Annotated in this window: 26 protein-coding genes; 13 read left to right on the top strand and 13 right to left on the bottom strand. The window is 69.1% G+C overall.

Annotated features, from left to right (window positions below; genetic code table 11):
• Positions 1 to 160: 160 nt before the first annotated feature.
• Positions 161 to 826 carry a GntR family transcriptional regulator gene (locus tag E3T22_RS08205; protein WP_088455927.1) on the top strand — a complete coding sequence of 222 codons (666 nt, stop codon included), beginning with the start codon at positions 161 to 163 and terminating at the stop codon, positions 824 to 826.
• A 15-nt stretch (positions 827 to 841) separates the two neighbouring features.
• On the top strand, positions 842 to 2,044 hold the full coding sequence (locus E3T22_RS08200; RefSeq protein WP_088455926.1) for an MFS transporter: 1,203 nt from the start codon (positions 842 to 844) through the stop codon (positions 2,042 to 2,044).
• 27 nt (positions 2,045 to 2,071) lie between these two features.
• Here the strand turns inward: E3T22_RS08200 and E3T22_RS08195 are convergent, their stop codons facing one another.
• The 4 genes from E3T22_RS08195 to E3T22_RS08180 all read right to left on the bottom strand — a co-directional run bounded on the left by E3T22_RS08195 (position 2,072) and on the right by E3T22_RS08180 (position 5,905).
• Positions 2,072 to 2,476: a phage holin family protein gene (locus E3T22_RS08195; protein ID WP_088455925.1), complete on the bottom strand. Its 405-nt coding sequence runs from the start codon at positions 2,474 to 2,476 to the stop codon at positions 2,072 to 2,074.
• Positions 2,477 to 2,612: 136 nt separating this feature from the next.
• The gene (locus E3T22_RS08190) at positions 2,613 to 4,451 is read right to left on the bottom strand and encodes a carbohydrate-binding domain-containing protein (protein ID WP_134480856.1); all 1,839 of its coding nucleotides are present in this window, start codon (positions 4,449 to 4,451) and stop codon (positions 2,613 to 2,615) included.
• Positions 4,452 to 4,502: 51 nt separating this feature from the next.
• Positions 4,503 to 5,312, bottom strand: a complete 810-nt coding sequence (locus E3T22_RS08185; RefSeq protein WP_241983639.1) for a polyphosphate polymerase domain-containing protein — start codon at positions 5,310 to 5,312, stop codon at positions 4,503 to 4,505.
• Positions 5,309 to 5,905, bottom strand: a complete 597-nt coding sequence (locus E3T22_RS08180; protein ID WP_088457951.1) for a DUF4956 domain-containing protein — start codon at positions 5,903 to 5,905, stop codon at positions 5,309 to 5,311. The genes E3T22_RS08185 and E3T22_RS08180 overlap by 4 nt, the downstream gene beginning before the upstream one ends.
• Before the next feature lie 218 nt (positions 5,906 to 6,123).
• On the opposite strand from E3T22_RS08180, the gene E3T22_RS08175 reads away from it, so the two are divergent.
• Together E3T22_RS08175 and E3T22_RS08170 are read left to right on the top strand one after the other, a co-directional pair.
• Positions 6,124 to 6,405 (top strand): hypothetical protein, encoded by a 282-nt coding sequence (locus E3T22_RS08175; protein ID WP_088455923.1) that lies wholly within the window; start codon positions 6,124 to 6,126, stop codon positions 6,403 to 6,405.
• A 75-nt stretch (positions 6,406 to 6,480) separates the two neighbouring features.
• Positions 6,481 to 6,813: a hypothetical protein gene (locus tag E3T22_RS08170; protein WP_088455922.1), complete on the top strand. Its 333-nt coding sequence runs from the start codon at positions 6,481 to 6,483 to the stop codon at positions 6,811 to 6,813.
• A gap of 18 nt (positions 6,814 to 6,831) precedes the next feature.
• On the opposite strand, the gene ppsA is transcribed toward E3T22_RS08170, so the two are convergent.
• Together ppsA and E3T22_RS08160 are read right to left on the bottom strand one after the other, a co-directional pair.
• The gene (ppsA, locus tag E3T22_RS08165; RefSeq protein ID WP_134480857.1) at positions 6,832 to 9,258 is read right to left on the bottom strand and encodes a phosphoenolpyruvate synthase; all 2,427 of its coding nucleotides are present in this window, start codon (positions 9,256 to 9,258) and stop codon (positions 6,832 to 6,834) included.
• A 97-nt stretch (positions 9,259 to 9,355) separates the two neighbouring features.
• Entirely contained in the window at positions 9,356 to 10,564 is a 1,209-nt protein-coding gene (locus tag E3T22_RS08160; protein ID WP_134480858.1) for a hypothetical protein, read from the bottom strand.
• Positions 10,565 to 10,650: 86 nt separating this feature from the next.
• Between E3T22_RS08160 and E3T22_RS08155 the strand changes: the two genes are divergently transcribed.
• Together E3T22_RS08155 and E3T22_RS08150 are read left to right on the top strand one after the other, a co-directional pair.
• Positions 10,651 to 11,193: a GNAT family N-acetyltransferase gene (locus E3T22_RS08155; RefSeq protein ID WP_088455919.1), complete on the top strand. Its 543-nt coding sequence runs from the start codon at positions 10,651 to 10,653 to the stop codon at positions 11,191 to 11,193.
• Between the two features lie 23 nt (positions 11,194 to 11,216).
• A complete protein-coding gene (locus tag E3T22_RS08150; RefSeq protein ID WP_134480859.1) occupies positions 11,217 to 12,683 on the top strand; it encodes a phosphotransferase in 1,467 nt (488 codons plus the stop codon).
• 19 nt (positions 12,684 to 12,702) lie between these two features.
• Here the strand turns inward: E3T22_RS08150 and E3T22_RS08145 are convergent, their stop codons facing one another.
• Positions 12,703 to 14,412, bottom strand: a complete 1,710-nt coding sequence (locus E3T22_RS08145) for an AMP-binding protein (protein WP_088455917.1) — start codon at positions 14,410 to 14,412, stop codon at positions 12,703 to 12,705.
• Between the two features lie 110 nt (positions 14,413 to 14,522).
• Here E3T22_RS08145 and E3T22_RS08140 point away from each other — a divergent pair, with 110 nt between their 5' ends.
• Positions 14,523 to 15,569, top strand: coding sequence for an ATP-dependent DNA ligase (locus E3T22_RS08140; protein WP_088457950.1), 1,047 nt, complete (start codon positions 14,523 to 14,525; stop codon positions 15,567 to 15,569).
• A gap of 55 nt (positions 15,570 to 15,624) precedes the next feature.
• Positions 15,625 to 16,206 (top strand): dihydrofolate reductase family protein, encoded by a 582-nt coding sequence (locus E3T22_RS08135; protein ID WP_088455916.1) that lies wholly within the window; start codon positions 15,625 to 15,627, stop codon positions 16,204 to 16,206.
• A gap of 38 nt (positions 16,207 to 16,244) precedes the next feature.
• On the opposite strand, the gene E3T22_RS08130 is transcribed toward E3T22_RS08135, so the two are convergent.
• Positions 16,245 to 16,460 (bottom strand): PLDc N-terminal domain-containing protein, encoded by a 216-nt coding sequence (locus E3T22_RS08130; RefSeq protein WP_088455915.1) that lies wholly within the window; start codon positions 16,458 to 16,460, stop codon positions 16,245 to 16,247.
• 174 nt (positions 16,461 to 16,634) lie between these two features.
• Here E3T22_RS08130 and E3T22_RS08125 point away from each other — a divergent pair, with 174 nt between their 5' ends.
• Positions 16,635 to 17,048, top strand: coding sequence for an ASCH domain-containing protein (locus E3T22_RS08125; RefSeq protein ID WP_165787912.1), 414 nt, complete (start codon positions 16,635 to 16,637; stop codon positions 17,046 to 17,048).
• Between the two features lie 39 nt (positions 17,049 to 17,087).
• On the opposite strand, the gene E3T22_RS08120 is transcribed toward E3T22_RS08125, so the two are convergent.
• Together E3T22_RS08120 and E3T22_RS08115 are read right to left on the bottom strand one after the other, a co-directional pair.
• Positions 17,088 to 17,366, bottom strand: a complete 279-nt coding sequence (locus tag E3T22_RS08120; RefSeq protein ID WP_088455913.1) for a hypothetical protein — start codon at positions 17,364 to 17,366, stop codon at positions 17,088 to 17,090.
• A gap of 27 nt (positions 17,367 to 17,393) precedes the next feature.
• Complete coding sequence (locus tag E3T22_RS08115; protein WP_166788887.1) at positions 17,394 to 18,884, bottom strand: PspC domain-containing protein; 1,491 nt, start codon at positions 18,882 to 18,884, stop codon at positions 17,394 to 17,396.
• A 113-nt stretch (positions 18,885 to 18,997) separates the two neighbouring features.
• Here E3T22_RS08115 and E3T22_RS08110 point away from each other — a divergent pair, with 113 nt between their 5' ends.
• Positions 18,998 to 20,344 carry an ATP-binding protein gene (locus E3T22_RS08110; protein ID WP_240632435.1) on the top strand — a complete coding sequence of 449 codons (1,347 nt, stop codon included), beginning with the start codon at positions 18,998 to 19,000 and terminating at the stop codon, positions 20,342 to 20,344.
• Positions 20,341 to 20,994 (top strand): response regulator transcription factor, encoded by a 654-nt coding sequence (locus E3T22_RS08105; protein WP_088455911.1) that lies wholly within the window; start codon positions 20,341 to 20,343, stop codon positions 20,992 to 20,994. Before E3T22_RS08110 ends, E3T22_RS08105 begins: the two co-directional genes overlap by 4 nt.
• 4 nt (positions 20,995 to 20,998) lie before the next feature.
• Here E3T22_RS08105 and E3T22_RS08100 read toward each other — a convergent pair whose 3' ends face one another.
• Positions 20,999 to 21,733, bottom strand: a complete 735-nt coding sequence (locus E3T22_RS08100; protein ID WP_088455910.1) for a glutamine amidotransferase — start codon at positions 21,731 to 21,733, stop codon at positions 20,999 to 21,001.
• An 80-nt stretch (positions 21,734 to 21,813) separates the two neighbouring features.
• Between E3T22_RS08100 and E3T22_RS08095 the strand changes: the two genes are divergently transcribed.
• Complete coding sequence (locus E3T22_RS08095) at positions 21,814 to 22,638, top strand: thymidylate synthase (protein WP_088455909.1); 825 nt, start codon at positions 21,814 to 21,816, stop codon at positions 22,636 to 22,638.
• A complete protein-coding gene (locus E3T22_RS08090; RefSeq protein ID WP_241980246.1) occupies positions 22,628 to 23,152 on the top strand; it encodes a dihydrofolate reductase in 525 nt (174 codons plus the stop codon). The genes E3T22_RS08095 and E3T22_RS08090 overlap by 11 nt, the downstream gene beginning before the upstream one ends.
• A 158-nt stretch (positions 23,153 to 23,310) precedes the next feature.
• On the opposite strand, the gene E3T22_RS08085 is transcribed toward E3T22_RS08090, so the two are convergent.
• Both E3T22_RS08085 and ligD read right to left on the bottom strand, forming a co-directional pair.
• The gene (locus E3T22_RS08085) at positions 23,311 to 24,318 is read right to left on the bottom strand and encodes a CPBP family intramembrane glutamic endopeptidase (RefSeq protein WP_134480860.1); all 1,008 of its coding nucleotides are present in this window, start codon (positions 24,316 to 24,318) and stop codon (positions 23,311 to 23,313) included.
• 67 nt (positions 24,319 to 24,385) lie between these two features.
• The gene (ligD, locus tag E3T22_RS08080; RefSeq protein WP_088455906.1) at positions 24,386 to 25,408 is read right to left on the bottom strand and encodes a non-homologous end-joining DNA ligase; all 1,023 of its coding nucleotides are present in this window, start codon (positions 25,406 to 25,408) and stop codon (positions 24,386 to 24,388) included.
• Positions 25,409 to 25,575 lie beyond the last annotated feature (167 nt).

Here is a 25,575-nt window from a genome sequence, read left to right as displayed (position 1 = left end):
TCTTCCGCTCATTTCGGGGCGAGGCATCGTCGACTCACAGTGCCTGAACTCTACTGCGGGCGGCCGGGACGCCGTCAAACGAGCCGCAGCCGAACCGCCGCCGAACCCTGTTGAGGTTATTGATGCATTTATCAGTCCGGTTTCTCGGTACGATGAAGGAATGCAGTTTTCGGCACGTTCCCACCCGGCCGGCTCCTCGGCCGTGGACCGCGCGTACACCCACGTGGCCGAGGCGATCATCTCCGGCGAGCTCGCGGCGAGCGCCCTGATCACCGAGGGTGATGTCGCTGCCTCCCTCGGACTCAGCCGCACCCCGGTCCGGGAGGCCTTTCTCGCACTGGAGTCGGCCGGCCTGCTGCGGCTCTTCCCCAAGAAGGGCGCCATCGTCACCGCGGCCGACGACACCGAGACCGCCGAGCTCCTGCAGGTGCGCATCCTGCTCGAGACCAAGGCCGTGCAGGTCCTCGGCGAGCGCCCCAGCCAGATCGACGCCGTCGAGGCCGAGTTGACTGCCCTGATCCAGACACAAACGGATGCCGCCGCCGCCGGCGACCTCCTGGCCTACGCCCGCGCCGATCACCGCTTCCACGCGCGGATCGTCGACGAGACCCACAACAGTGTCATCGACGGGATCTACGCCCGCCTCGGCCCCCGGCTCGAACGCCTGGTGCACAGGGTGGCCGCCCGTGACCCCGACAGCATCGACAGGCTCATCGCGGAACACCGCCTCCTGGCCGAGCACCTACGGGCAGGCGACACCGTCGCTTACGACCAGGCGCTGCGGGCCCACCTGGAATCCGGGCACCGCCTGCCCCGGATGCTCTAGCAACCAGAAAGAACCATGACCAGCCGCCGCACTCCCCGCTCTACTCCCCCGTGGCACCTCGCCGCACCCGCCCTGTTCGTCATGGCTTGGGGCGGAAACCACTTCACCCCGCTCCTGCACATGTACGAGACCCTCGGCAATTACTCCACGGTGACCGCCGATCTGTTCCTCGGCTTCTACGTCGTCGGCCTGGTTCCCGGTCTCCTGCTGGCCGGGGCTCTCTCCGACCGCCACGGACGCAAGCCCCTCATGGTCGCCGGGGTCCTCGCAGGCATCACCGCGAGCATCCTGCTGGGGCTCGGGTTCTCCAGCGAGGTCGTCATCTGCCTGGGCCGGTTCCTCGCCGGCCTGAGCGTGGGCGTGGCAATGTCGGTCGGCACCGCGTGGATCAAGGAACTCTCGAGCGCCCCGTTCGACCTCGTGGCCCGACCGACCGCCGGCGCCCGGCGTCCCGCGCTCACCCTGACCGTCGGCTTCGGCCTGGGCGCCGGGGTGTCCGGCCTCCTGGCACAGTGGGGCCCGATGCCAACGCTGCTCCCCTACGTCGTGCACATCGTGCTGAGCCTGCTGATCCTGCCCCGCCTGCTGCGCACCCCGGAGACCGTGCCGCACAGCCGGGCACACGGGTCGCTGTGGCTCGACCTGCAGGTGCCGTTGGCCGGCCACCGCCGCTTCCTGCGGGTGGTGCTGCCGACGGCGCCGTGGGTGTTCGGCGCCGCCGGCATCGCCTACGCCATGATGCCCAAGCTCGTGGAGTCGCAGCTCGGCGAGCTCAACCTGGCCTTCGCCACCCTCCTGACCGTAGTCACCCTGGGCACCGGAGCCCTGGTGCAGCCTCAGGTCTCCAGGCTCAACTCGATCACCAACGGCCGGGCTCTCCTGGTAGGCATGGGCCTCATGCTCACGGGCATCCTCAGTGCCGTGGGAACAGCAGTCACCCTCTCCCCGCTACTGGCGCTGATCACGGGCATCGTGCTGGGCGCGGCCTACGGCATCACGGTCGTCGCCGGCCTCGTCGAGATCCAGCGGATCTCCACCGCCACCGACCTGGCCGGCATCACCGGCGTCTACTACAGCCTCACCTACCTGGGCTTCCTGCTCCCGGTGGCCTTCGCCAGCCTGACCGAGTTCGCGAACTACCCGACCATGCTCTCGCTGCTAGCCGCCGCGTGCGCCGGCTGCCTGGCGCTGACCGCGGTGGGACTGCGCCGCGCGTAAGCGGTGAGCGCCGGCTTCAGGATGCTGTCAGGGCGTCGGGCGCGCGGTCGTGCCTCGCTTGTCCTTCGCCTCACGCAGGAACACCAGCGGAAGCAGGAGAGTCGCCACGGCCGTGATCAGCCAGACCACCAGCGCGGCCAGGATCCAGGTCTGCCAGCCCTCGATGGTGAGGCCGCCCGGGAACAGCGAGGCGATCCACAGCGCGACGAACGTCGACAGCAGGCCGATGCCGCCCAGGAACGCCGGCGCTCCCCGCGCGACGACCTTGGCCAAGAATGGCGAGAGCACGCTCTGGGTCACCGCGAAGACGACCACCGCGGTCACGAATCCGCTCGGGGTGACGGTGAGGTCAGGCAGCACCAGCGACGCCACCCACAGGCCCAGGGCCGCCGAAAGCAGAAAGACCAGCGCGCGCAGCAGGATGCGAATCATGCCGCGATGGTAGCGCCGCCACGGGTCCGCGTCATCCCCGGCCGCCCTGTGGCTGCTCTACCTGCTGTGGGAGGCTCCGCACCGCGAAACGGCCGGCCCGTCGGGGCCGGCCGTCACACTGCGGTGAGAGTCTCGGTCAGCGAGGTCCGCCGGCAGCGCCGCCGCCCATGGTGCCCGTCGCGGCCTCGCCGGCCGTGACGGTGGTCATGTTCGTCGCCGACGCGTAATCACCGTCGGCATAAACGCCCGGGGCGATTTCGCCGGACGCCGTGCCTCCCACGTAGACGCTGTAGGTCTCGCCCGCGACCAGTTCGTCGGAGGAGAACACCACGGACTGGAAGTCCTTGGCCGACTCGTAGGCCATCACCACGTCGCCGGCGCTGTCCACGAGCTGCACGACGGTGCCGGCAGCCGGCGTCGAGTCGAGGGCGATGGCCACGAAGGTCTGCTCTGACCCGGCTTCCGGCGACACCGCCATTCCTGCACTGCCCGCGGCCAGCAGGGTGCCGCCGGTGACGGTGAAGCTACCGTTCACGTCGAGTGCCCCGTTGCCGTTGTCGGTCGGCCCGTTCACGACGAGGATGCCGTCGCTCATGGTCGCGGACCCGTTGGAGTCGAACCCGTCTCCGCCGGCGTCGATCGTGGTGGTGCCGCCGGTGATAGTGATCGTCTCCCCGCCGTCGGCGTCCATACCGCCACCGCCGCCGCCCTGTGCCTCGGTGCCGGTCCCAGCACCGGTCTCGGTGCCGCTGGACGCGTTGATGCCATCGTCGCTGGCGGTGATCGAGACCGTGCCGCCGCCGATGCTGATGGCGGTGCTCTCCAGGCCCTCATCCGAGGTCGTGATGGTGGTGTCACCGCCGATGACGTCCAGCGCCGTGTCTGCGTGCACACCGTCGTCACCGGCCGCGAGTCTCACCGTTCCGGAGGCGATCCGCACGGTGCCGTCCGAGTGCAGCGCGTCGTCCGCCGCGTCGACGGTGAGGGTGCCGCCGTCGACGACAGTGACCACCCCAGACTTGACGCCCTTCGCCGACGCGTCCTCCGACACCGCGGTGGTGTGGCCGCCGCCGGATTCGACCGTGACGGTGGCCCCGGCGAACACCACATCGGTGAACGCCTGCAGGCCGTCGCCGCCGGCGATCACCTCGACGGCGCCGCCGATGAGAGCGAGGTAGCCGCGGCTGTCGTCCTCGTCATTGTCGGACTTGAGGCCATCGCCGCCGGCGGTCACCCTGACGGTGCCACCGTCAACCACCAGATAGTCCTTGCCCCGGATGCCGTCGTCCACCGCCGTCACAGTGACGGTGCCCGAGCTGATGATCAGGCCATCCGTGCTCGTGATGCCGTCGTTGCCGTTGCCGGTCACCTCGAGCGACCCACTGCCCGTGATCGTGAGATCGGCCGCGCTGTAAAGCGCCGCGTTCGCGTCGGTGTCCTCGGCGTAGGAGTCGGTGTCGGCCAGGGTATTGGCAGACCCGTCGGAGAGAACGATGATCGCTTCGTCGGCCTCGGTCACCACGAGTGCTGCCCCGGTGGAGTTGCTGACCTCGACGCCGTTGAGGATCAGGCGCACGGTGCCCTCGCCCGAGGAGGCGACGACGATCTGACCGTCCTCCAGGGTGCCGCTCAGTTCGTAGGTGCCGGCCGCGGTGATGGTGACCGTGCTGCCGGCGACGGTCACGGCACCGCCTTCTGCCGACACGCTGTCGCCGGCCAGGGTGATCTGCACCACGTCGGCGGCGTCCCACTCGTCGTCGTCGGCGTCGGCGTGGGTCGCCTGGTTGGCGGCCAGCACTTCGGCGGCCGTGGTGGACTCGTCGATCGCGACCGCGGCGGTGCCGGCGGACGTGGTTCCCGTCGAGTCCGTGGTCGCGGTGACGGCCGTACAGCCGGTCAGCAGTGCCGCGGTGACGAGGAACGGCAGCACCCGGTGGGCGGTCCGGGGAGAGGGGGTCTGGGGAGATTTCTTCATGGGGTACTCACAATCGGTGGGGTCGAACAGGATCAAGGAGTGCGGGGCCGGCTAGCGGAAGTACCGGCGAAGCACCGGCGCCCATTTGTTGTCGGGCAGGTCACTGCGGAGGGCGGCCAAGCCGGTGCCGTACTTCGAGATGGTGGCCGGGCGATGGCCGTGGGCCCAGAGAATCCGGTCAACGGCGGATGCCCGGGAGCCGGACTTGGTCTCTACTATCGACAGCCCCGGCCGGTCAAGCCGGAGCTGCGGGGTGCTCCCCCGGCGAACCGTCGACCACGACAGTCCGGTGTCGATGGTGGCGCGACTGCTGGATTCCGGGAGGAACAGGGTCGTCCGTCGATACCTGGTCGTGAGGGTCGGCACGAGGTCCTGCCCCTCGGCGCCGGTGATGTCGGCCTCGTCGAGCACGGTGTCGGTGTACCGGCGCCCCTCGGTGGTGAGCGTTGCCCTGTCGCCGATCGGATACGGCAGGCGGTCCTTGACCGTCACGCCCCGGCCGCCGCGGGTCTTCACCTCGAGGTAGCTCTGGGCCGAGTCGACGTACGTGCGGGTGCGGATCTTGAAGCGGCGCCGGCGCGGATGCGCCGCCATCAGGAAGCTGGTGAGATCGGGGGTGTCGAAGTACACCGACTCGTAGGCGCTGGAGCGCACCCCGTCGATGTCGAGCACCCGCACACCGGGGTCCAGGTCGACCAGGACCGCGTCCAGCTCCGAGCGGGGCACCACGTACTTGCGGTCGATGCGGGTGAGCAGACCGGCCCGGTCGGTGAGCTCGGCCAGGCCGATGGTGCCCAGGCCCGCGAGCGGCACGTCCAGCACCACGCCGGTCGGCACGGCACTCATCGGCACGGCACTCATCGGCTCGTCTCCTGCAGAACCGGAGCCGGCGTGGCAGTCGGGGCACGCCCCGCACCCACCTGGTACCGCACGTCGACGAGGGTGGTGTCGTTCACGAGGTCGAGACTGCGTACGTGCACCCCGTGCACCCGGGCACCGAGCAGCCCCTCGAGGTGAGCGATGAGAGCGGACTCCTCGGCGAACGCGGCATCCAGCACCACGCTCTGCTGCCGGTAGCTGCGGAACAGGCGCGGGTTGTCGCCGACGTAGACCACGGCGAGGATCAGGGTCATCAGCACCACGGTGAGCACCGTCGGTTCGGCGCTGAGGCCGGCGAGCAGGCCCAGGGCCAGCGCCGCGAAGTAGTAGGCCACCTCGTGCTGCTCGATCTCGCTCGAGCGCAGGCGGATGATCGACAGCACGCCGAACAGGCCGAGGCCGAGGCCGACGCCGACGGTGCTGGAAGCGAGCACCTGGGCCACGGCCAGCACGCCGACATTGACCACGAGGTACGCGACAACGAGGTCCCGGCGCCGGTGACGCGGAAAATACAGCCCGAACGTGAGCAGGCTGATGAAGAGCAGATCGATCAGGATGATCGTGGCCTGCAGCATGGTGTCCTCCAAATGAACAATCGGTAACGCAACGTTGTCCATCTAGCCGGACACCCCTATGAGTCGGCTATGCGGCGGTTATGAGCCGCAGTTGAGTCGGCCTGCCGGGTCGGTGATCACCCGAAGCGTCATTCGCACCGGAGGCAACCCGATCTCGCATTGTCAGACCCCGAGGAGTAAACTTCGAACATATGTTCTAACTGTTGAGGTGATGTGCCATGAGTCTGATTAACGAAACCGTCGCGGTCTGGGTATCGCCGGAGGGTTCTCCGGTTCGCCTGGTCTGGCGTGCCCGCCGGTTCAGGGTGACCGACACCCCCACGCCGTTGACGGCGTCGGTGTCGCTGCCCGACGAGCTGCTGTACTTCCTCACCCATCCGCCCAAACCGGTGGCCGCCTGGCGCTGCCAGGGCACCGCCGAGGACGGCACCTCGCTCGTCTTCGACATCCAGCACGACGACGGCGGCGGCCGCTGGCAGCTGCTGCGTGCCTATGACTGAGGGTCCGGTCCGGTTTGACGGTCCATTCCGCAGGCCGGATTGCGGCGCTAGGCTCCCACCGACAAGGGAGGCGCCGTGAGCGACAACAACAGCGAAAACCCGGACCCAGGACCCAAGCCGAGCCTGACCGACAGCCGGTGGGAGGCGCGGATCACCTTCCTGCGCAGCCGGGCGGCGGTGGCTCGTGCCGAGGTGTCCGCGATCGAGGCCATGCATCGCGATCCCGACGTTCTCGAGGACCTACTGGCCAACGCCTCCCCGGACGAGGTGGCGATGGCCGAGGCCGTCGAACACCGGATCAGCGAGCGTGTGATCGCGGCCCGGCAGGTCGCCGACGCCGCAGAGGCCGACTACGAACGTGCCGTGCTCGACGGTGCGGATCTGCGTGGCAACGAGGACCTGGACTAGGTTCGCCGCCTGGCCTCGTCAGCCTGGCTTCGTCACCCTGGCGGGTTGGGGCCATTCGCCGGCCGCCCCCGCCGTCTCGGCCTCCTTGATGCGGTGCACGGTCTTGAGGAATGAATCCGGGTTGAGCGAGATCGAGTCGATACCCTCGCCCACCAGGAACTCGGCGAAATCGGGGTAGTTGCTCGGTCCCTGCCCGCAGATACCGATCTTGATGCCGGCCGCGTGAGCCTTGTCTATGGCCTCGCTGATCATCCGCAGCACCGCCTCATTGCGTTCATCGAAGAGCGCCGCCAGGTCGCCGGAGTCCCGGTCGACACCGAGCACCAGCTGGGTGAGGTCGTTGGAGCCGATCGAGAAGCCGTCGAACCTGGTGGCGAACTGCTCGGCCAGAATGACGTTCGCCGGGATCTCGCACATCATGTACACCTGCAGCCCGTTCTCGCCGCGCACCAGGTCGTTCTCCGCCATCACCGCGAGCACCCTGTCGGCTTCGGTGGTGGTGCGGCAGAACGGCACCATCACGATCACATTGCTGAAGCCGATCCGCTCGCGCACGCGCTTGAGCGCCCGGCACTCCAGCGCGAAACCCTCGGCGTACTTGGCGTCGTAGTACCTTGATGCGCCGCGGAAGCCCAGCATGGGGTTCTCCTCCGCCTGCTCGAAGACGTCGCCGCCGATGAGGTGCGCGTACTCGTTCGACTTGAAGTCGCTCAGCCGCACGATCACCGGGTGCGGGTAGTACGGCGCTCCCAGCTTCGCGATACCCAGAGCCAGGGTGTTCACGAAGTACTCGCCGAGGTCGGCGTAACCGCGGGTGAGCTCGGTGATCTGGCGGAGCACGGCCGAGTCGGTGACCCGCTCCGGATGCACCAGCGCCATCGGGTGGATCTTGATGAGGTTGTTGATGATGAATTCCATCCGCGCCAGCCCCACACCGGCGGTGGGCAGTCTCCACCATTCGAAGGCCGCCGCCGGGCTGGCGATGTTCACCATCACCTGGGTGCGGGTGATCGGCACGGCGCCCAGGTCGATCTGTTCGGTCTCAGAGGCCAGGATGCCGGCGTAGACAAATCCTTCGTCGCCCTCGGCGCAGGAGATGGTGATGGGCGAATCCTCGGTGAGTACCTCGGTGGCATTGCGGGTGCCGACCACCGCGGGCACGCCGAGTTCGCGGCTGACGATGGCGGCGTGGCTGGTGGGGCCGCCGTGATCGGTGACGATGCCGGCCGCCCTGGTCATGATCGGCACCCAGTCCGGGTCGGTCATCTCGGTGACAAGGATGGCGCCGTCGCGGAAGTTCTCGATGTCGGCGGGGTCCCGGATGACGCAGGCCGTACCCGACGCGATGCTGTCGCCGATGGCCACGCCGGAGACCAGGAGCGGTCCGGTCTCGGTGAGGCGGCTGACCGAGAACCGGGTCAGGCTCTTCTGCGAGTGCACGGTCTCCGGCCGAGCCTGCACCAGGAACAGCTCACTCGTGAGGCCGTCCTTGGCCCATTCCATGTCCATCGCCCGGCCGTAGTGGTCTTCGACGATGGTCGCCCACCTCCCGAGCTGCACGATCTCGGTGTTGCTGAGCACAAACGCCCGGCGTTCCCGCTCCGGGGTGTCGATGACCCGGGTGCGTGCGCTGCCGCCCTCCGCGTAGGTCATCTTGCGGTCCTTCCGGCCCAGGGTCTTCTCGATGATGGGCTCGTAGTCTTCTTCGTCCAGCAGTGCCTTGAAGACCAGGTACTTGTCGGGGTCGACGGCGCCCTGCACCACCGTTTCGCCCAGGCCCCACGCCGCGCTGATCACGGCGGCGCCGGGAAAACCGGTGTCGGTGTCGATGGAGAACATCACGCCGGAGCCGGCGAGGTCGCTGCGCACCATCCGCTGCACCCCGATCGACAGGGCCACGTCGAGATGGTCGAACTTCTTCACCTCGCGGTAGCTGATGGCCCGGTCGGTGAACAGCGACGCGTAGCAGCGGCGGCAGGCGTCGAGCAGGTCGCGTTCGCCGCTCACGTTCAGGAAGGTCTCCTGCTGGCCCGCGAAGCTGGCGTCGGGCAGGTCCTCGGCGGTGGCGCTGCTGCGCACGGCGACGGGCAGGTTGGGCACCTCGGCGTCCTTGGACAGGGTGCGGTAGTACACCCGGATGTCCTCAGCGATGGCCGCTGGGAACTCGCCGGCCAGGAAGGCCTCGCGCAGGTTCTGGCCGGTTTCGCGGAGTGACGCAGCGCCGGAGTGGTAGCGGTCCAGCTGCTCACGGATCACCGGTTCCAGGCCGTTGGCCTCGATGAACGCGCGGTAGGCATCCGCGGTGGTGGCGAAGCCGTTGGGTACTCGCACGCCGCGCGCCGAGAGCGAGCGCACCATCTCTCCCAGGGAGGCGTTCTTGCCGCCGACCTGCGGGATGTCCGTCAGGCCGATGGAATTGAACCAGACCACTTCGCGACCACGCATGATTCCTCCTGGCATTGGTGCAGCGCCGCACTCCCCAGCCGCAACTTACTGCTCTGCGGCGGATGCGGCTAGAGTGCCGCGGCCTGCGGGGCCGGGCTCAGCGGCACGTACCGGCGACGGCGATCTGCTCGTCGGTGGGGCGGCCGTAGGCCTCGATGCCCGACCCAGGTTCGTCGAAGCCCTGGCTGATCGACCAGGCCGTGGCCCAGGCCTCCTGATCCTGGCTGAAGGCGGAGCCCGAGAAGAGCGGCCAGCAGTTCTCCCGGTAGACCTGGGTGTGCCCCACCTCGTGGGCGACGACCGCGTGGGCGTCCGAGCCCTCGTACCAGACATTCTCGATCGTGTAGTTGAGGCTGATGATCGACCAGCCGCCATCGGAATCGTAGGTCTCTGCGGTGCCGGAGAGCCAGTCCGCGCCGAGACCGGATACCTCGGGTGCCCAGATGAACTCCAGGGCGATGCCGTTGCTGAGCGAGCGGGCGTACGCTTCGATCTCCCGCCGCACCGCCCAGGCCGGATCGTGGGCCTCGGCCTGGTGGATGGCCTCCGAGGAACGCACCTGCGCCTCGGCATCCGTCATCGAGGTCAGGAACACGGCGTCCCTGGCGCTCGACATGGCGGGATCCCGCGCGTATTCGATCAGCCGGATGAGCGGAACCTGCACCGAACGATTCGAGAGTCGGTTGTCGACGATCGTCTGCTCGGCCCGGGTCGCCGCCGCGGTGAAATATGCCGCCTCCGCCGCATCGAGGTCGTCCCGGCCGGTCGTCGCCGCCTGAGCCGACGCGCGAAGCCGGTCTTCGGCACTCTGTGATTGACCGGTCAGGCCCTCGATGCGCTCGGCCTCGGCCATGGCCTGCCAGGGCAGGCTGTGGTCGTTGTCGCTGACGGGCTCGTCGTTTGCCGGGGGTCTGATCGCTTCGGCGGTGTCGGATGCCTCGAGGACGGGTTCGAGCTCGGCCAGGATCTCGCGAAGCGCGTCGGCTTCGGGGAGTGCGTCGGCGGCGAAGGCGGGAGTGGCGGCCACAGCGCGGATTCGCTCGGCGAGCCAGACCAGGTTGCGTGACCTGGCGTCGGAGGCGTTCCTGGCGTCGGTCTCCTCGCCGACTTGGGCGGTGAGCGCAGAGGTTGCCGTCTCGTAGCGGTCCTGAGCGGCTGCGCCCCAACCCCAGAATCCGCCACCGCCCACGGCCACGGCGAGCAGCACGGCCAGCGTCGTCAGGATGGTGCGGCGCGTTCTGGGATGGGGCGTGGGGGCGGACGACGGTTCGACGGCGGGCGCCGCGAGCGTCGGGTCCTGCGTCACGGCTCCCCCTCACGTCGGGATCAGCGTAGCGCCCCCGCCCCCGTGCCCAGCGATACACCGGAGCAAACATCGATTATCGTCAGAGAATGACCGCAACGCTGCCTCAGGTGTCCCTGCGTCCTTTCCTCGACACCGATTCCGCGCAGGTGCTCGCGCTCAACAGCGCCGCCGTGCCCGCCGTCAACGACCTCGACGCCGACGCCCTGGCGGCGCTGATCATTGCGAGCCACAGCGCGATCGTCGTCGTGGCGGATGCCGAGCCGGACACTGTGCTCGGCTTCGCGATTCTGTTCGCGGCCGGCGCCGACTATGCCAGTGAGAATTACCGATTTTTCTCCGGCCGCGCCCGCACCTTCCTCTACGTGGACCGCATCGTCGTGACGGCCGGCCATCGCGGCAGGGGCCTCGGCGCCAGGCTCTACGCGGCGGTCTTCGACACCGCGCGTGCCCTGCCCGCCGATGTGGTGTTCTGCGAGGTCAACCTACGGCCGGCCAATCCCGAGTCGCTGGCCTTTCACGGCCGGCTGGGCTTCACCGAGATCGGGCAACAGGCCACCAAAAACGACACCGTGGTCGTGTCGCTGCTGAGCGCAGCCGTTCCGAAGGTTCGTTCGGCGTCTGGGCGGTAGCGGGTCCGGCTACGCTGAACCACATGAAGCACGCCAGCGCCGGCACCGGCATCGACCTCACCCCGGCCATCGACGGCTGGGTGGGCGCGCAGCGCTGGTTTGCCGGCAAGGCGCACAGCCCGGTGCTGCGCAGCATCGGCCAGTGGGCGCTGCCGGCCGACGAGGCGGGGGTGCGCATCGCCTGCCACCTGGTGCTCGACACGGCCAGCAGGTTCTCCACGCTCTACCAACTGCCGCTGACCGAGCGCACGGCGCCGTTGCCTGAGTCGTCGGCTCTCATCGCCCAGACGGTGGGTCGTGACGGGCTCCCCCGCTACGTGTACGACGCCCCGCACGATCCCGTCTACGCCGCGGCGCTGCTCGGGTTCATCACCTCGGCCGCGTCGCCATCGTCCGACGACCCGGACGGTGTCACCGCGCGGGGTGAGCTGCTGCGGGCGGGAGTGGGGCCCGCTGACTCGACCCCGTACAGCGTCACGGCCAGCCGGGTCATCAGCGGCGAACAGTCGAACACCTCGATCATCCTCGACGTCGCCGACGAGACCGGCCGGCCCGGTCGCCCGGTGATCTGCAAGGTGTTCAGGGTGGTCGCAGCCGGGTCGAACCCGGATGTCTCGGTGCAGTCGGCCCTGGCCGGCGCCGGATCCAGGTTTGTTCCCGAGCCGATCGGAGCCGTGTCGGGCGAGTGGACGAACCCGCTCTCTGCCGCCCGGCACAGCGGTCACCTCGTGTTCGCTCAGGAGTTCCTGCCCGGGGTCGACGACGCCTGGCGGGTCGCCCTGGCTGCTGCCGCGGCCGGTGACGACTTCAGCATCCCCGCCCACGCCCTCGGAGTCGCGACCGCCGCGGTACACCGGGACCTCGACAGGGTGTTCCCCACCGTGGCGTCCACCCCGGATGTGATCAACCAGTTGTGCCTGACCATGCGGGAACGGTACCGTCTGGCCGCCCGCGAGGTACCGGAGCTGGCCGCGCACCGCGAGGCCATCGAGGCCGTATTCGCCAGGGCGAAGGCGGCGCCGTGGCCGCGGCTGCAGCGCATCCACGGCGACTACCACCTCGGCCAGGTGCTTGATGTGCCCGGGCGCGGTTGGGTGTTGATCGACTTCGAGGGCGAACCTCTGCGCCCGCTCGCCGAACGCTCGCTGCCGGACATCCCGCTGCGCGATGTGGCCGGCATGCTCCGCTCGTTCGACTACGTGGGCGCGACCATCGCCATGCGGGACCCCGCTGCAGCGCCCGCCGCGATCGAGTGGGCGATGACCGCCCGGGCGGCCTTCCTGCTGGGCTACCACGCCGGGGACGTCGACTACCAGGCCGGGACCGCCCATGCCGGGCAGGAGGCCCTGTTGGCCGCGTTCGAACTCGACAAGGCCGTCTACGAGAGCATCTACGAAATCCGCAACCGGCCCACCTGGTTGCCGATTCCGCTGCGTGCGGTGCGGCGCCTCGCCCAGGAGGCCAACGCCGCCGCCAACAGCCCGGGCTGACCTCCCGCGAGTTTCCCCGCTAGGACCGCTTTTTCAGCTCGGGGAACTGGTCGTCGCGCCACTCATCGGCCAGGCGCACGTTCGCTGCCGCGGCCTCGGTCTCCCGCGCCCGCAGCTCCACCCGGCGGATCTTGCCCGAGTTGGTCTTGGGCAGCTCGAAGAACTCCACCCGGCGCACCCGCATGTACGGCGGCAGGCCGTTGCGGGCGTGCCGCAGCACCGCCAGGGCCGTCTCGGCATCCGGCGCCCAGCCCGCCGCAAGGGCCACATAGGCCTTGGCGATGTTCAGCCGGGTGTCGTCGGGGGCGGGCACGACGGCGGCCTCCATCACGGCAGGGTGCTCGATCAGCACGCTCTCCACCTCGAACGGCGAGACCTTGTAGTCGGAGGACTTGAAAATGTCGTCGGTGCGACCGATGAAGGTGAGGTAGCCGTTCTCGTCGCGGATGGCGACGTCGCCGGTGTGGAAGTACCCGTCGCGCAGCACCTCGGCGCTCCGCCGGGTGTCGCCGTGGTAGCCGGACATCAGGTTCGCCGCGGGCGTGCTGAGGTCCAGGCAGATCTCGCCCTCCTCGGTGAGTGCCCCGGTGACCGGGTCGACGAGCACCACGGCAACACCGGGCAGCGGCAGCCCCATCGAACCGGCCTTGAGGACCGAGCCGGGCACGTTGCCCACGATCGCGGTGGTCTCGGTCTGGCCGTAGCCATCGCGGATGGTCAGACCCCAGGCGCGCTGAATCTGGTTGATGACCTCGGGGTTGAGCGGTTCACCCGCCGAGAGGATCTCGCGCAGACTCGCCGGCTTGGCGCCGACATCCGCCTGGATCAGCATGCGCCACACCGTCGGCGGCGCGCAGAAGGTGCTGACGGCGGCGCGGTGCAGCTGGTGGGCCAGCGCGGCGGGGTTGAATCGCGAGTAGTTGTAGATGAACACCGTGGCCTCGGCGATCCACGGCGAGAAGAAGCAGCTCCAGGCGTGTTTGCCCCAGCCCGGTGAGCTGATGGCCAGGTGTACGTCATCGGGGCGGAGGCCCAGCCAGTACATCGTGGTGAGGTGCCCGACCGGGTACGAGGTCTGGCTGTGCACCACCATCTTGGGCTTGCTCGTGGTGCCGGAGGTGAAGTAGATCAGCGACGGGTCGGTGGAGGACACCGCGACGTCGACCTTGTCGGCTTCGGCGCGGTGCGACTCGGCGTAGTCGGTCCAGCCCGCTGCCGGCTCACCGACGCAGATACGTGAGTACTCCCCGGGCACGTCGGCGAACTTGGCGGTGTCCTGGGTGTTGGCGATCACGTGCTGCACGCCGGCGCGCAGCACCCTGTCGGCCAGGTCGTGGCTGCCGAGCACCGTGGAGGTGGGCAGGATGACCGCGCCGACCTTCAGGATGGCGAGCATGGTCTCCCACAGCTCCACCTGGTTGCCGAGCATGAGCATGACGTGGTCGCCCCGGGTGACGCCGTGCTGCACGAGCCAGGTGGCGACCTGGTCGGAGCGGGTGACCATCGCGTCGAAGCTGACCTTCAGTTCGCGGCCGTCTTCCTCGACGATCCACAGGGCGGTCTTGTGGTTGCCGGTGGCGATCACGTCGAACCAGTCGGTGGCCCAGTTGAAGCTGTCGCCCACGTCCGGCCAGACGAAGGCGGCGGCGGCGCCCTGGTGGTCGGCCCGCAGCTCGAGGAGCTGGTCGCGGGCGCGGCGGAAGTTGGTCGTACTCGGGCGCTCAGTCATGGTTCCATCTTCCTCACCCTGGATGCCTCCACGGGCATGGACACCCATCTGGCTGGGAATATGTGCACGAAGGGGTGTTCGGTCAGGCCGAAGCGGGCCAGACTGCGGGCATGGCAGTCGCAACAGCCGTCTCCCCCATGCTCGCCAGGGCCGTCGACACGGTTCCCGAACCGGACAGTGTGCCCGGCGGGTTGAGCTACGAGCCCAAGTGGGACGGCTTCCGCAGCATCGTCACCTTCGACGGCACCAGCAGCACGATCGCCAGCCGCGGATCCAAGATGCTCACCCGGTACTTCCCCGAACTCACCTACGCGTTCGAAGACCTGCTGCCGGAGCCCTGCGTCCTCGACGGCGAGATCGTGCTGCGCACCGGGGACCCGGGCAGCGAACACCTCTCCTGGGAGCAGCTGTCGCAGCGCATCCACCCGGCGGCCAGCCGGGTGCGCCGGCTCGCCGACGAGACCCCGGCCACCTTCGTCGCCTTCGACCTGCTCTCTCGCAATGGTCACAGCCTGCTCGACACCCCGTTCGTCGACCGCCGGGCGGCCCTCGAAGACCTGATCGGCGACCTCGGCGACCCCATCCACCTCACCCGAACCACGCGGGATGTCGCCCTGGCCCGAAGGTGGCTGATCGAGTTCGAGGGCGCGGGCCTTGACGGCATCGTCGCCAAGCCGCTCGCGGCCGTGTACGCGCCGGGCAAGCGGTCGATGTTCAAGGTGAAACACCACCGCTCGGCCGATGTCGTGCTGTTGGGCTACCGCACGCACGTGAGCGGCAGCGGTGTGGGATCGCTGCTGCTCGGCCTCTACGGCGACGACGGTGAACTGCACAGCGTCGGCGGCGCATCCGCGTTCAGCGATGCCTGGCGGCTGCGGCTGATCGACGAGTTGGAACCGCTGGTGCTCCGCGACGAGGAGGGCGCCGTGGTCACCGGGGAGACCGAGCGCAACCGGTTCTCGGCGAACAAGGACACCTCCTTCGTGCGGTTGCAGCCCAGCCGGGTGCTCGAGGTGCGGTACGACCACATGGAGGGCGAGAGGTTTCGGCACACCGTGCAGTTCGAGCGGTGGCGCCCGGACCGGGACGCCCGGTCCTGCACCTTCGACCAGCTGGAACGGCCGATCGACTACGACCTCGGCGACGTGCTGGACTGACCGGCAGGATGACCGGGTGTGACGTCTGGCGCACCCCCGACCAAAGGAGAGCCCCGTGAGCACGGTGGTCATGTACAGCTCGGTGTCGGTGGACGGCTTCATCGCGGACGAGAACGACCAGCCCGGACCGCTGTTCGACTGGCTGTCCGGCGGTGACGTCCCAGTGGACGAGAGCGGCGCGGTGACGGTGTCGCAGACGTCCTACGACTACATCCGGCCCTACTGGGACCAGATCGGGGTGACGATCGTCGGCCGTCACGTCTTCGACATCACGGACGGCTGGGACGGGATACCTCCGGGCGGGGTCGACCACGTGGTCGTGGTGACGCACCGGCCGAAGCCAGAGGGCTGGGATGCCGAGGCGCCGTTTCACTTCGTCGACGGGGTGGAGGCGGCAGTGGCCATGGCGCGGGAGCTCGCGGGTGACCGCATCGTCGAGGTCGCCGCCGGCGATGTCGGTGGCCAGGTGCTCGCCGCGGGCCTGGTCGACGAGGTGCGCATGGACGTCGTCCCCGTCGTGTTCGGGTCCGGCAAGCGCTACTTCGGGTCGGTGCACGCACAGCATCTGTTGGAGGATCCGGACGTGGTGATTCAGGGCACCCGGGTGCTCCACCTGCGCTTTCGGATGCGCCGCTGACCGATCACCGACACCGCGGGGTCACGATCGTTCGGTGGCTAGTCCTTGCGGCCGGCGATGAAGTAGGCGATCGGGCCGGCGTAGTTGATCGAGATCACGGCGGCCCAGACACCCTTGGGTCCGTTGACCTTCTTTGCCGGCCGGTGCGCCAGGTCGCTCCAGGCGAGTCCGGCCAGAACCAGCTGCACGAGACCGCCGGCGATGACGCCGGATTTCTGGCCCCCGGTCATCTCGCTCCACTTCCGTGATGCCATGGTTTTCTCCCATCGTTGCCGCGCAGGCACCGGAACTGGCGGAGCGCGTTAGTCGCATCATGCCACCGGCGCACCGCTCGCGCGACGCGCCGGGACATTGAGCTGTCAGTGCCGCTTATGCTGGTGTTCCCCTCTCGCGCGCGTAGACGCGGGCGCCCGCGTAAGAAAGCCACCATGATCGCCGATATCGACACTCTTCCCCCGCTCGTGTTCGGTGAACCGAGCGAGTTCCGCGAACTGATGGTGGCCCTGGTCATGACCGGGGCGAAGACCGGCTCCTCCAACCTGCGGGTCGCCTACGAGATGACCGATGAGGCGCTGCCCACCGTGGGCTCGCTCTACGCCCTGGTCGACTCCGCCAACACGCGCGTCGCCGTGCTCGAGATCCTCGAGGTGGTGGAGACCACGGTTCGTGAGGTCACCCTCGAGCAGGCGCAGCACGAAGCGCCGACGCTCGAGCACTGGCGCACCGTGCACCGCGACTACTGGGAGACCCTGGTTCCCGCCGTCCGCAAGCACCTCGGCGAGCCCGACTGGCAGCTGACGGATGATGAACCCGTGATCAGCAAGGTGTTCAGGGTCGTTTAGCTCGTCGGGGCTGGAAATGCGCGCGGTCCTGGGGCATCATCAGCCGGCGCGACGGGAAGCGGCGATGATGCCGGCCACTACGAGCAGGAGCCCAATGCCCACGACAGCCGTGAGAAGCCAGGTGACCAGGTCGAACCCACCCGGCACCAGCTCACGGGCCGCCATGAACGCCGCGAGCGCGAGCATCAGGGAGCCCCAGAGGATGGTCGCGAAGAGCGGTCGTTGTCTGGGCAGCCGGTCAGGCGTCGGGGAGGAAGTCTCTGCCGTCGGTGAGGTCTTCAGCGGCGTGGTTTCGGTGGGGCTGTTCGGGTCGGTCATGGTGTTCTCCTACGAGCTCAGTGCCGGCTAGCGCAGTGCCGGTTGGTTGATGGTGACCTGGCCGAAGAGCGTCCAGACCCGGACTGTCGTGACGCCGGTGCCGCGGCCCTCGGCCACGACGCGGGAGTCGTGGAACAGCACGCCGCCCCTGTCGAGGTCGTCCATTCCCGTGTAATCCACGCCGCCGGCGAGGCTGCTGGCCTCGACGGCCACGGTGCGGTTGTCGGGCAGCAGCAGCTCAACGTCGCCGAACGCGATCCAGACGTCGACGGTGTGGTCGGCGCCGGCCGGCGCGGTGTCGACATCCGTCAGATCGATCACGGGTGCGCCGGCGAACATCGCGAAGCCGTTGGGGCTGCTGGTGCTGTACTGCCAGGTGGGATCGCCGACGGGGACCACATCGGTTCCCACCGGGATGACGGCGGTCCAGGCCATGGCGCCGGCCAGGACGATGCTGAAGAAGTTCAGCCAGCCGCCCTCCTTGCCCCGTACTCCGGCGACGACGATGCCCAGGGCGATCACGGCGAGCGCGGCGGAGGCACCCACCAGGAAGGCGCTGTTCGACCAGGCCCCGTCGGCAACGAAGGATGCCGCGACGGCTCCCGCGCTGAGGGCGAGACCGGCGACGACGGAGATGAAGCCGGCGCCGAGGTGCTTGCGGCGCTGGATCGCCCGGTAGCTGTGCGGGTCGAAGGTGGACGCCGGGGCAGACTGGCCGGGGTCCGTCCCGTAAGGGGCGGCGGACCCGTAGGGCGCAGATCCGTGCGGCGCTGATCCGGCCGCGCTGGTTTTGCCCGTCAGGTCGTCCCAGAGTGACGGGCCGGCGGCGGGCGGCTCCGGCACCGGCGGAATCGGCGGGATGAAGGTCGCGGTGGGGGTCGGCTGGGACGCACCAGCTGACTCGGACTGAGCGGTCGGCTGAGCCGCGCTCGGCTGCGCCGCTGTGCTGGGCTGGTACCCCCCGGCGGTCTTGCCCCCAGCCGGCTGGTTACGCGGCGACGGCACTCGCTTGGCGATGTAGATCACCAGCACGATGATGCCCGCGGTGAGCCCGATGGCCCAGCTGGTGCGCAGCAGCACCTCCAGCCAGCCGGGCATCCCCCAGACCTCCGGCGGTCCCTGCCACCAGATTCCCTGCATCCACGGGACGAAGGTGAGAAACAACAGCACACCGACGGCGATCATGGCAGGTTCGAAGATCTGCCGGGCGGCTTGCTCCACCAGGCTGCGACCGGACTCATCGGGCATCAACGCCCAGCCCACCGCGTACAGGAAGAAGATCGGGCCACCGAGGATGGCGACCACGACGGCGATGCCGCGCACGATCAACGGGTCGAGACCGGTACGTGCCGCGACGGCCCCGCAGACGCCGGCCAGCCAACGATCCTGTCCACGCACGAAGCCGAGGCCACGCACCCAGTCGAAGAACGCGGCGCCGCCAGGGGCCTGGGGCGGCCGGGTGGCGCTTGGAGCGCCGTACGGGGTCGGCGGCGGGTTGTAGGACGGTGTCTCGGTCATGACTCCATCTTGCTGCCGTGCGGCGCGGCCGACCATGGGGGAAGACCCTGATTGCACCCTGACGAAGCGGTTCGGGGTGCGAGCGAGCAGCCCATGGGTGCTTGGATGGTGCTGTGACCGACCTGCGTCCCACCGACACCCGTTTCACCGGGCACCTCGTGCGGCCACGCCTGCGCATCGTGGCCGGCGTGTGCGCGGGGTTCGCCCGGCACTCCGGCCTGCCCGTCACCTTTGTACGCACCGTGACCTTCGTACTGGCCCTCTGCGGCGGCGCCGGGGTGCTGCTTTACGGCTGGCTGTGGGCCACGACCCCCGACGAATCGGCGGATGGCGCGGCCGGCAGTGCCCCGCACCGGGACCCCCTGCCCAAGGCCGCGCTCACCGGCTCCACCGTGACCCTGCCCGATGCCCGCACCCCGCCGGGCGCCCCGTCCGCCGGTGCGACGTCGGGTCCGGCCGTAGCAACGGCAGGGCCGGAGGCGGATGCCGGCACCGCGGAGCCCCGTCGCGCGCCGGTCACCGAGATCCTGCTGGGGCTCGCGCTGGTCGGTACGGCCGGCGCGTTGATCGCCAACCGGCTCGGCGCCGACCTGCCGCTGGACGCCATCATCCCCGCGATCGTGGCACTGGCGGGCGCCGGGCTGGCCTGGCGCCAGTTCGCCGAGCTGCGCAGCGGCGCCGGTCCCCGCAGCTCCGGCATGCTGGTGCGAGCCCTCGGGGCGCTGGTCCTGGTGGCGCTGGGCATCCTGCTGTTCTTCGTCACCAGCGAGAACCCCAACGTCTGGACCGTCGTCGTGGCGGCCATGTCGGTGCTCGTCGGGGTCGCCGTGGTCGTGGCCCCCTGGGCGGTGCGGCTCACCCGCGACCTCTCCGACGAGCGGGCGGCACGCGAGAGGGAGGCCGGCCGGGCCGAGATGGCCGCGCACCTGCACGATTCGGTGCTGCAGACCCTTGCTCTCATCCAGCAGAAGGCGGGCCCGCACTCGGATGCCGCCAGGCTCGCCCGCGCCCAGGAACGCGATCTGCGGGACTGGCTGTTCACCGGGGCCGCGAACGGTCCGGTCGACCTGGCCGCGGAGCTGCGCGGTATCGCGACCACCGTCGAACGCGACTATGCGGTACACGTGGACGTCGTCGCGGTCGGCTCCGTCGACCGGGAGGTGCCCGAGGCCCTGCTCGCGGCCGCACGCGAAGCAATCCTCAACGCCGCAAGGCACGCCGGCGGCAGTGTGTCGGTGTACGTGGAGTCGTCGCCGACCGCCATCGAGGTCAGCGTCACCGACCGCGGGCCGGGCTTCACGATCGGTGACATCCCAGCCGACCGCATGGGTGTGCGCGAGTCGATCCTGGCCCGCATGCAGCGGGCCGGCGGCGCCGCCTCGGTAAGCCCAGGCCCGAGTGGTACCGGCACCGAGATCCGGCTCTCCCTCCCCCTCGACATCCAGGAAGACACCCCATGAATGACCTCACCGTCGTGATCGTTGACGACCACTCGATCTTCCGGTCCGGGCTGCGCTCGGAGCTGGACCCGGCGCTGCGGGTGCTCGGCGAGGCGGCGACGGTCGACGAGGCCATCGCGGTGGTCGTCGCCACCCAGCCGCGGGTGGTGCTGCTCGACGTGCACCTGCCCGGTGGCACCGGCGGTGGCGGCGCCGAAGTGATCCGGGCCGCCGCGCCGCTGGCTCCGTCGACGCTGTTCCTGGCCCTGAGCGTGTCGGATGCGGCCGACGACGTCGTCACGGTCATCCGTGCCGGTGCCCGCGGATACATCACCAAGAGCGCGTCAGGGACCGAGGTATCGGAAGCCGCCCGCCGGGTGGCCGGCGGGGACGCCGTCTTCTCGCCGCGCCTGGCCGGTTTTGTGCTGGATGCCTTCGGCGCGGTCGCCGGCGAGACCGCGGCGACCACCGACGAGCTCGACAGGCTTTCGGCCAGAGAGCAAGAGGTGATGCGGCTGATCGCCCGCGGTTACGCCTACAAGGAGGTCGCCAGTGCGCTCTTCATCTCCCCCAAGACCGTGGAGACCCACGTGTCAGCGGTGCTCCGCAAGCTGCAGCTCTCCAGCCGGCACGAGCTCACGGCGTGGGCCACGGCGCGCAAACTGCTCTAATGGGTTAGGCCGTGCCGAACCGCTCCACGAAGGCCTTCATGATGGTGGCCGGCTCGGTCACCGTCGAGGCATCGATGGCGGCGATGACCTCGTCATAGGCATCCGGCTCGAAGTAGCCGTTGTCGTGGTAGACCCGCAGCCTGGTGAGGATGCCGGCCTGGGTGAGTTCCGGGTGGAACTGGGTGGCATAGACGTTCCGGCCGATCCTGAACGCCTGAACCGGGCAGTCCTCCCCCGTGGCCAGCAGCTCCGCACCGGTCGGCAGCACCGTGCAGGCCTCCTTGTGGCCGACGAAGGCTTCGAAGGTCGGGGTGATCCGGCCGAAGAGCTGGTCGGCGCTGCCCTCGGGCGTGAGGCTCACCACGATGGGGCCGGCCACCTCCGACCAGGTGTCGTCGACGACGCCGTCGAGGTAGCTGGTGAGCAGGCCGATGCCGTAGCAGGCGCCGAGGAATGGGAAGTCCTGGGCGACCACGTCGTCGAGCAGGCCGGCGAGTTCACCTTCGACGCGGTGCTGCACCGCCGACTTGGTCTCGTCGGCGTCGCTCGCGTTGAACGGGCTGCCGCCCACGATCACGCCGGAGTAGTCGGCGAGGGTGATCGGCGGCATCGGGGCGGCCTCGAGGCGTACCCTGTGCAGCTGCTCGGGCAGCAGGCCGCCGGCGGCCAGGAAGCCGGCGTACTCGTCGTCGGCGGCTTCATCCTCGGAACGGGTCGCCAGCAGCAGAAAGGGCTTCACCGCCCCATGCTACCGAGTCTGGCGGCCAGGGCACCGGATGTGACTCCCGTCTTCTGGCATCGCCCTGTAGATTTGAGTCGATGAACACTCGAGCCGAGACCAGCCCGATCGCCACCCCGTACGAAGACCTGTTGCGTTTGGTTCTGGAAACCGGCGCCACCAAGGCCGACCGCACCGGCACCGGCACGCTGAGCGTGTTCGGCGCCCAGCTGCGCTTCGACCTCAGCCAGGGCTTCCCGCTGATCACCACCAAGCGGGTGCACTTCCCGTCGCTGGCCTACGAGCTGCTCTGGTTCCTGCGCGGTGAGAGCAATGTGGGCTGGCTCAAGGAGCACGGCGTGCGCATCTGGAACGAGTGGGCCGACGAGCAGGGTGAACTCGGCCCGGTCTACGGCGTGCAGTGGCGCTCCTGGCCCACCCCGGCCGGCGGCCACATCGATCAGATCGCCCAGGTCATCGAGACCCTCAAGACCGACCCGGACTCCCGTCGGATCATCGTCTCGGCCTGGAACGTCGCCGACATCCCCGAGATGGCCCTGGCACCGTGCCACGCCCTGTTCCAGTTTTATGTGGCCGACGGCAAGCTCTCCTGCCAGCTCTACCAGCGCAGCGCCGACCTGTTCCTCGGCGTGCCGTTCAACATCGCCAGCTACGCGCTGCTCACCCACCTCGTCGCCGCGCAGACCGGCCTCGAGGTCGGCGACTTCATCTGGACCGGCGGCGACTGCCACATCTACTCCAACCACCTCGAACAGGTCACCGAGCAGCTGCGCCGCGCCCCGTTCCCGGCGCCCCGGCTGAAGATCACCACCGAGCGCGACAGCATCTTCGACTACGAGTTCGAGGACCTCGAGGTCGTCGATTATGTGCACCACCCCGCGATCAAGGCTCCAGTTGCCGTCTGAGGACGCCCGGATCGGGTTGATCTGGGCGCAGGCGGTCAACGGGGTCATCGGCGACGCCGGCAGCATCCCCTGGCGACTGCCCGAGGACCTCATCCGGTTCAAGGAGCTCACCCTCGGCGGCGCCGTGATCATGGGCCGCCGCACCTGGGACTCGCTGCCGGAACGGTTCCGCCCGCTGGCCGGGCGCGACAACATCGTCGTCACCCGCCAGGAGGACTGGGTCGCCGAGGGCGCCACCGTGCTGCACTCCCTGACGGCCGCGCTGGACTGGGCCGCCCAGGAGTCCGCTGCCGCCCGCCAGCGCGTCTGGATCATCGGTGGCGGCGAGATCTATCGCCAGGCCATGCCGCTGGCCGATCATCTCGAGGTCACCGAGGTCGACGCCGAACCCGTCGGAGACACCCTGGCTCCGGTGATCGACGCCGCGTTCACGCAGACCGCCGTCACAGAATGGCAGACCTCCCGCACAGACCTCCGCTACCGCTTCGTGAGCTACCATCGCGAACCCGCCTAGCCACCAACACACGCCCGGTGAGTTGCCAGTTGGCGCCCCCTGGATGGGCTCGTAGGGGCCGGAACTGGCAACTCGCAACGGTGTCCACAGTGAGTTGGCAGATGACGCCCTCTCGATGCGCTCGAAGAGGCCGCAACTGGCAACTCGGGAACGTGCGCTTAGCGGTCGGCCGGCGCCAGCTGACGCGCCCGACGCTGCAGGGCCGGCTGAATCCGGAACTGTCCGGTGAGCGCGAGCACCGCGATGACAACGGCCATCACGATCCAGGCCACCCAGCCCAGAGGGCCGAGCGCCACAGGGTCGGCGGAGGTGCCGTCAACGGCCACCAGGAACAGGAAGCCCGCGGCGGCATTGAATGCGCCGTGCGCGAAGACCGCCGGCCACACCGAGCCGGTGCGGAGCCGCAGCCAGCCGATCAGGACGCCATAGAACATGCAGCCCCCGATCATGAGGGCGACGCCGAGCAGGTTGGGCTGGGCGAAGTTGTAGCCGAGCAGGATCACCGGGCTGTGCCAGAACCCCCAGACCGCCCCGCTGATCAGCAAGGCCGGCCAGGTGCCCAACGGGCGCAGGGACGGCAGCAGCCAGCCGCGCCAGCCGATCTCTTCGCCCAGCGCGAAGAGACCGTTGAAGATCGCGGCCACCGGGAGCGTCAGCAATTGCAGGAGCACGATGACCCCAACCGGAACCGAGGACGGTGCGGCCGCCCCGGTGGGATCGGCGTCCTGCAGCACCTGCGCGAAGCCGGAGAAGGTCACAAGGTCAAGCTGCGCGAGCCCGAGCGCCGCGGCGAGGAACACGCCCGTGATCACCAGCAGGGCACTGCCGAGAAGGCCGAACACGGTCATCCAGAGGGTGCGTTTGAGCGGGCGCAACGGCCACAGGCCGAGGTACTCCGGGATGGATCGGGGGCGGGGGCGCTGCACCACGAGCACCACAAAGAGCGCGGCGATGCCGGGGGTGAACATCATGACCGGCAGCAGGAGTGCGGCGAGCGGGTTGGCCAGTCCGCTGCCGTCCAGCCAGAGTGGGAGGGCCACCAGCCAGGCGAGGCCGCACGCCAGAATCACGAACACCGCCACCGCGGTCCACGGCACCCGATCCGGAAACGGCACCGCCGCCGCGGTGGTCGAGGGTTGTGGATCGCTGAGGGTTGGTGTGCTCATGGCTGCAACGCTAGTCAGCAACCGACCGGCCGACATCCGTCGCGCGGCGGAGATGCCGGGAGCCGCGCTACGGGTCGTGCCGGGCCCGGCTGGGTTGCACCCGCGGGGGTTCGCCGGGCATCTTGGGATAGTCCGGCGGGAAGGGCAGCTCGCCCAGCCCGGCGGCCAGGTCGCGTTCCCACCACTCAAGCAATACGTCGATACGGCCCGGCTTCTCGTGCATCTGCGCCCAGGGATCGCCGGTGCTCTGCAGGCGCTTCGGCACGGTCAGGATGGTGTGCGCCTTGGGGTCGGTGCGCCCCAGTTCGTCCCAGGTGATCGGGCACGACACCGGCGCATGGGCGAGCGCCCGCGGGCTGTAGGCACCGGCCATGGTGCGGTCCCGGTTCGCCTGGTTGAAGTCCACGAAGATGCGGGCCCCGCGCTCTTCCTTCCACCAGTTCGTGGTGACAGTCGTCGGCATCCGCCGTTCGACCTCGCGTGCGGCCGCGATCACCGCATGCCGCACCACCTGGAACTCGCGGTTCGGCTCGATGGGCGCGAAGACGTGCAGGCCGCGATTGCCGGAGGTCTTGACGAACGCGGTGAGGCCCGCCTCGGCGAGCACGGCACGCAGCTCGATGGCCACCGGGATGGCGTCGTCGAAGTCGGTGCCTGGCTGCGGGTCGAGGTCGATGCGCAGCTGGTCGGGGTTGTCGGTGTCCTCTGCCCGCGATGGCCACGGGTGAAAGACCACGGTATTCATCTGCACCGCCCAGACGGCACCGGCCGGTTCGTCGATCACGAGCTGCGGATGGGTGCGCCCGCTCGGATAGACCACCGGCACCGCCCGCACGAACTCGGGGGCGCCCTTGGGCGGGTTCTTCGAGAAAAACTGTTCACCGTCGATGCCGGCCGGAAACCGTTGCAGCGACACCGGGCGGTCGCCGTTGGCCGCGACGAAGGGCTCCCCCACCGCCACGAGGTACTCGGCCAGGTCGAGCTTGGTGATGCCGACCTCCGGCCAGAGCACCCGGCTCGGGCTGGAGATGCGCATGACTCTTTCGCCGTGTGGCCCTTGGACAACAAGCTCCGTCGCTTCACTCGCCATGCGCCCAACCTAACCCGGATCTCCCCCGCGAACCGTGAGTTAAGCCCCAGAAATTCGCGGCAAAGTCATACGGTCGTAGCAACGCTCTGATTCAAGGAGTGTTGGATGGTCAAGCTTTTTCCGGCGGGAACGCGGACGAGGTTCGTGGATTTGGTCTGCTCTGGGGG

The sequence above is a fragment of the Cryobacterium sp. TMB3-10 genome (genome assembly GCF_004402305.1).
Taxonomy (GTDB): Bacteria; Actinomycetota; Actinomycetes; order Actinomycetales; family Microbacteriaceae; genus Cryobacterium; species Cryobacterium zongtaii.
The sequence above is the reverse complement of the archived record's forward strand: the minus strand, read 5'-3'. Positions and strand labels throughout refer to the sequence as shown.

Bases quoted from the DNA above. Each gene is read 5' to 3' on its own strand.
- E3T22_RS08190 (WP_134480856.1), bottom strand. From the start codon at position 4,451: ATGAAGAAATCTCCCCAGACCCCCTCTCCCCGGACCGCCCACCGGGTG.
- E3T22_RS08125 (WP_165787912.1), top strand. From the start codon at position 16,635: ATGATCGCCGATATCGACACTCTTCCCCCGCTCGTGTTCGGTGAACCG.
- ligD (WP_088455906.1), bottom strand. From the start codon at position 25,408: ATGGCGAGTGAAGCGACGGAGCTTGTTGTCCAAGGGCCACACGGCGAA.
- E3T22_RS08145 (WP_088455917.1), bottom strand. From the start codon at position 14,412: ATGACTGAGCGCCCGAGTACGACCAACTTCCGCCGCGCCCGCGACCAG.
- E3T22_RS08105 (WP_088455911.1), top strand. From the start codon at position 20,341: ATGAATGACCTCACCGTCGTGATCGTTGACGACCACTCGATCTTCCGG.
- E3T22_RS08175 (WP_088455923.1), top strand. From the start codon at position 6,124: ATGAGTCTGATTAACGAAACCGTCGCGGTCTGGGTATCGCCGGAGGGT.
- E3T22_RS08085 (WP_134480860.1), bottom strand. From the start codon at position 24,318: ATGAGCACACCAACCCTCAGCGATCCACAACCCTCGACCACCGCGGCG.
- E3T22_RS08155 (WP_088455919.1), top strand. From the start codon at position 10,651: ATGACCGCAACGCTGCCTCAGGTGTCCCTGCGTCCTTTCCTCGACACC.
- E3T22_RS08140 (WP_088457950.1), top strand. From the start codon at position 14,523: ATGGCAGTCGCAACAGCCGTCTCCCCCATGCTCGCCAGGGCCGTCGAC.
- E3T22_RS08115 (WP_166788887.1), bottom strand. From the start codon at position 18,884: ATGACCGAGACACCGTCCTACAACCCGCCGCCGACCCCGTACGGCGCT.
- E3T22_RS08205 (WP_088455927.1), top strand. From the start codon at position 161: ATGCAGTTTTCGGCACGTTCCCACCCGGCCGGCTCCTCGGCCGTGGAC.
- E3T22_RS08180 (WP_088457951.1), bottom strand. From the start codon at position 5,905: ATGCTGCAGGCCACGATCATCCTGATCGATCTGCTCTTCATCAGCCTG.
- E3T22_RS08150 (WP_134480859.1), top strand. From the start codon at position 11,217: ATGAAGCACGCCAGCGCCGGCACCGGCATCGACCTCACCCCGGCCATC.
- E3T22_RS08095 (WP_088455909.1), top strand. From the start codon at position 21,814: ATGAACACTCGAGCCGAGACCAGCCCGATCGCCACCCCGTACGAAGAC.
- E3T22_RS08130 (WP_088455915.1), bottom strand. From the start codon at position 16,460: ATGGCATCACGGAAGTGGAGCGAGATGACCGGGGGCCAGAAATCCGGC.
- E3T22_RS08195 (WP_088455925.1), bottom strand. From the start codon at position 2,476: ATGATTCGCATCCTGCTGCGCGCGCTGGTCTTTCTGCTTTCGGCGGCC.
- E3T22_RS08200 (WP_088455926.1), top strand. From the start codon at position 842: ATGACCAGCCGCCGCACTCCCCGCTCTACTCCCCCGTGGCACCTCGCC.
- E3T22_RS08120 (WP_088455913.1), bottom strand. From the start codon at position 17,366: ATGACCGACCCGAACAGCCCCACCGAAACCACGCCGCTGAAGACCTCA.
- E3T22_RS08185 (WP_241983639.1), bottom strand. From the start codon at position 5,312: ATGAGTGCCGTGCCGATGAGTGCCGTGCCGACCGGCGTGGTGCTGGAC.
- ppsA (WP_134480857.1), bottom strand. From the start codon at position 9,258: ATGCGTGGTCGCGAAGTGGTCTGGTTCAATTCCATCGGCCTGACGGAC.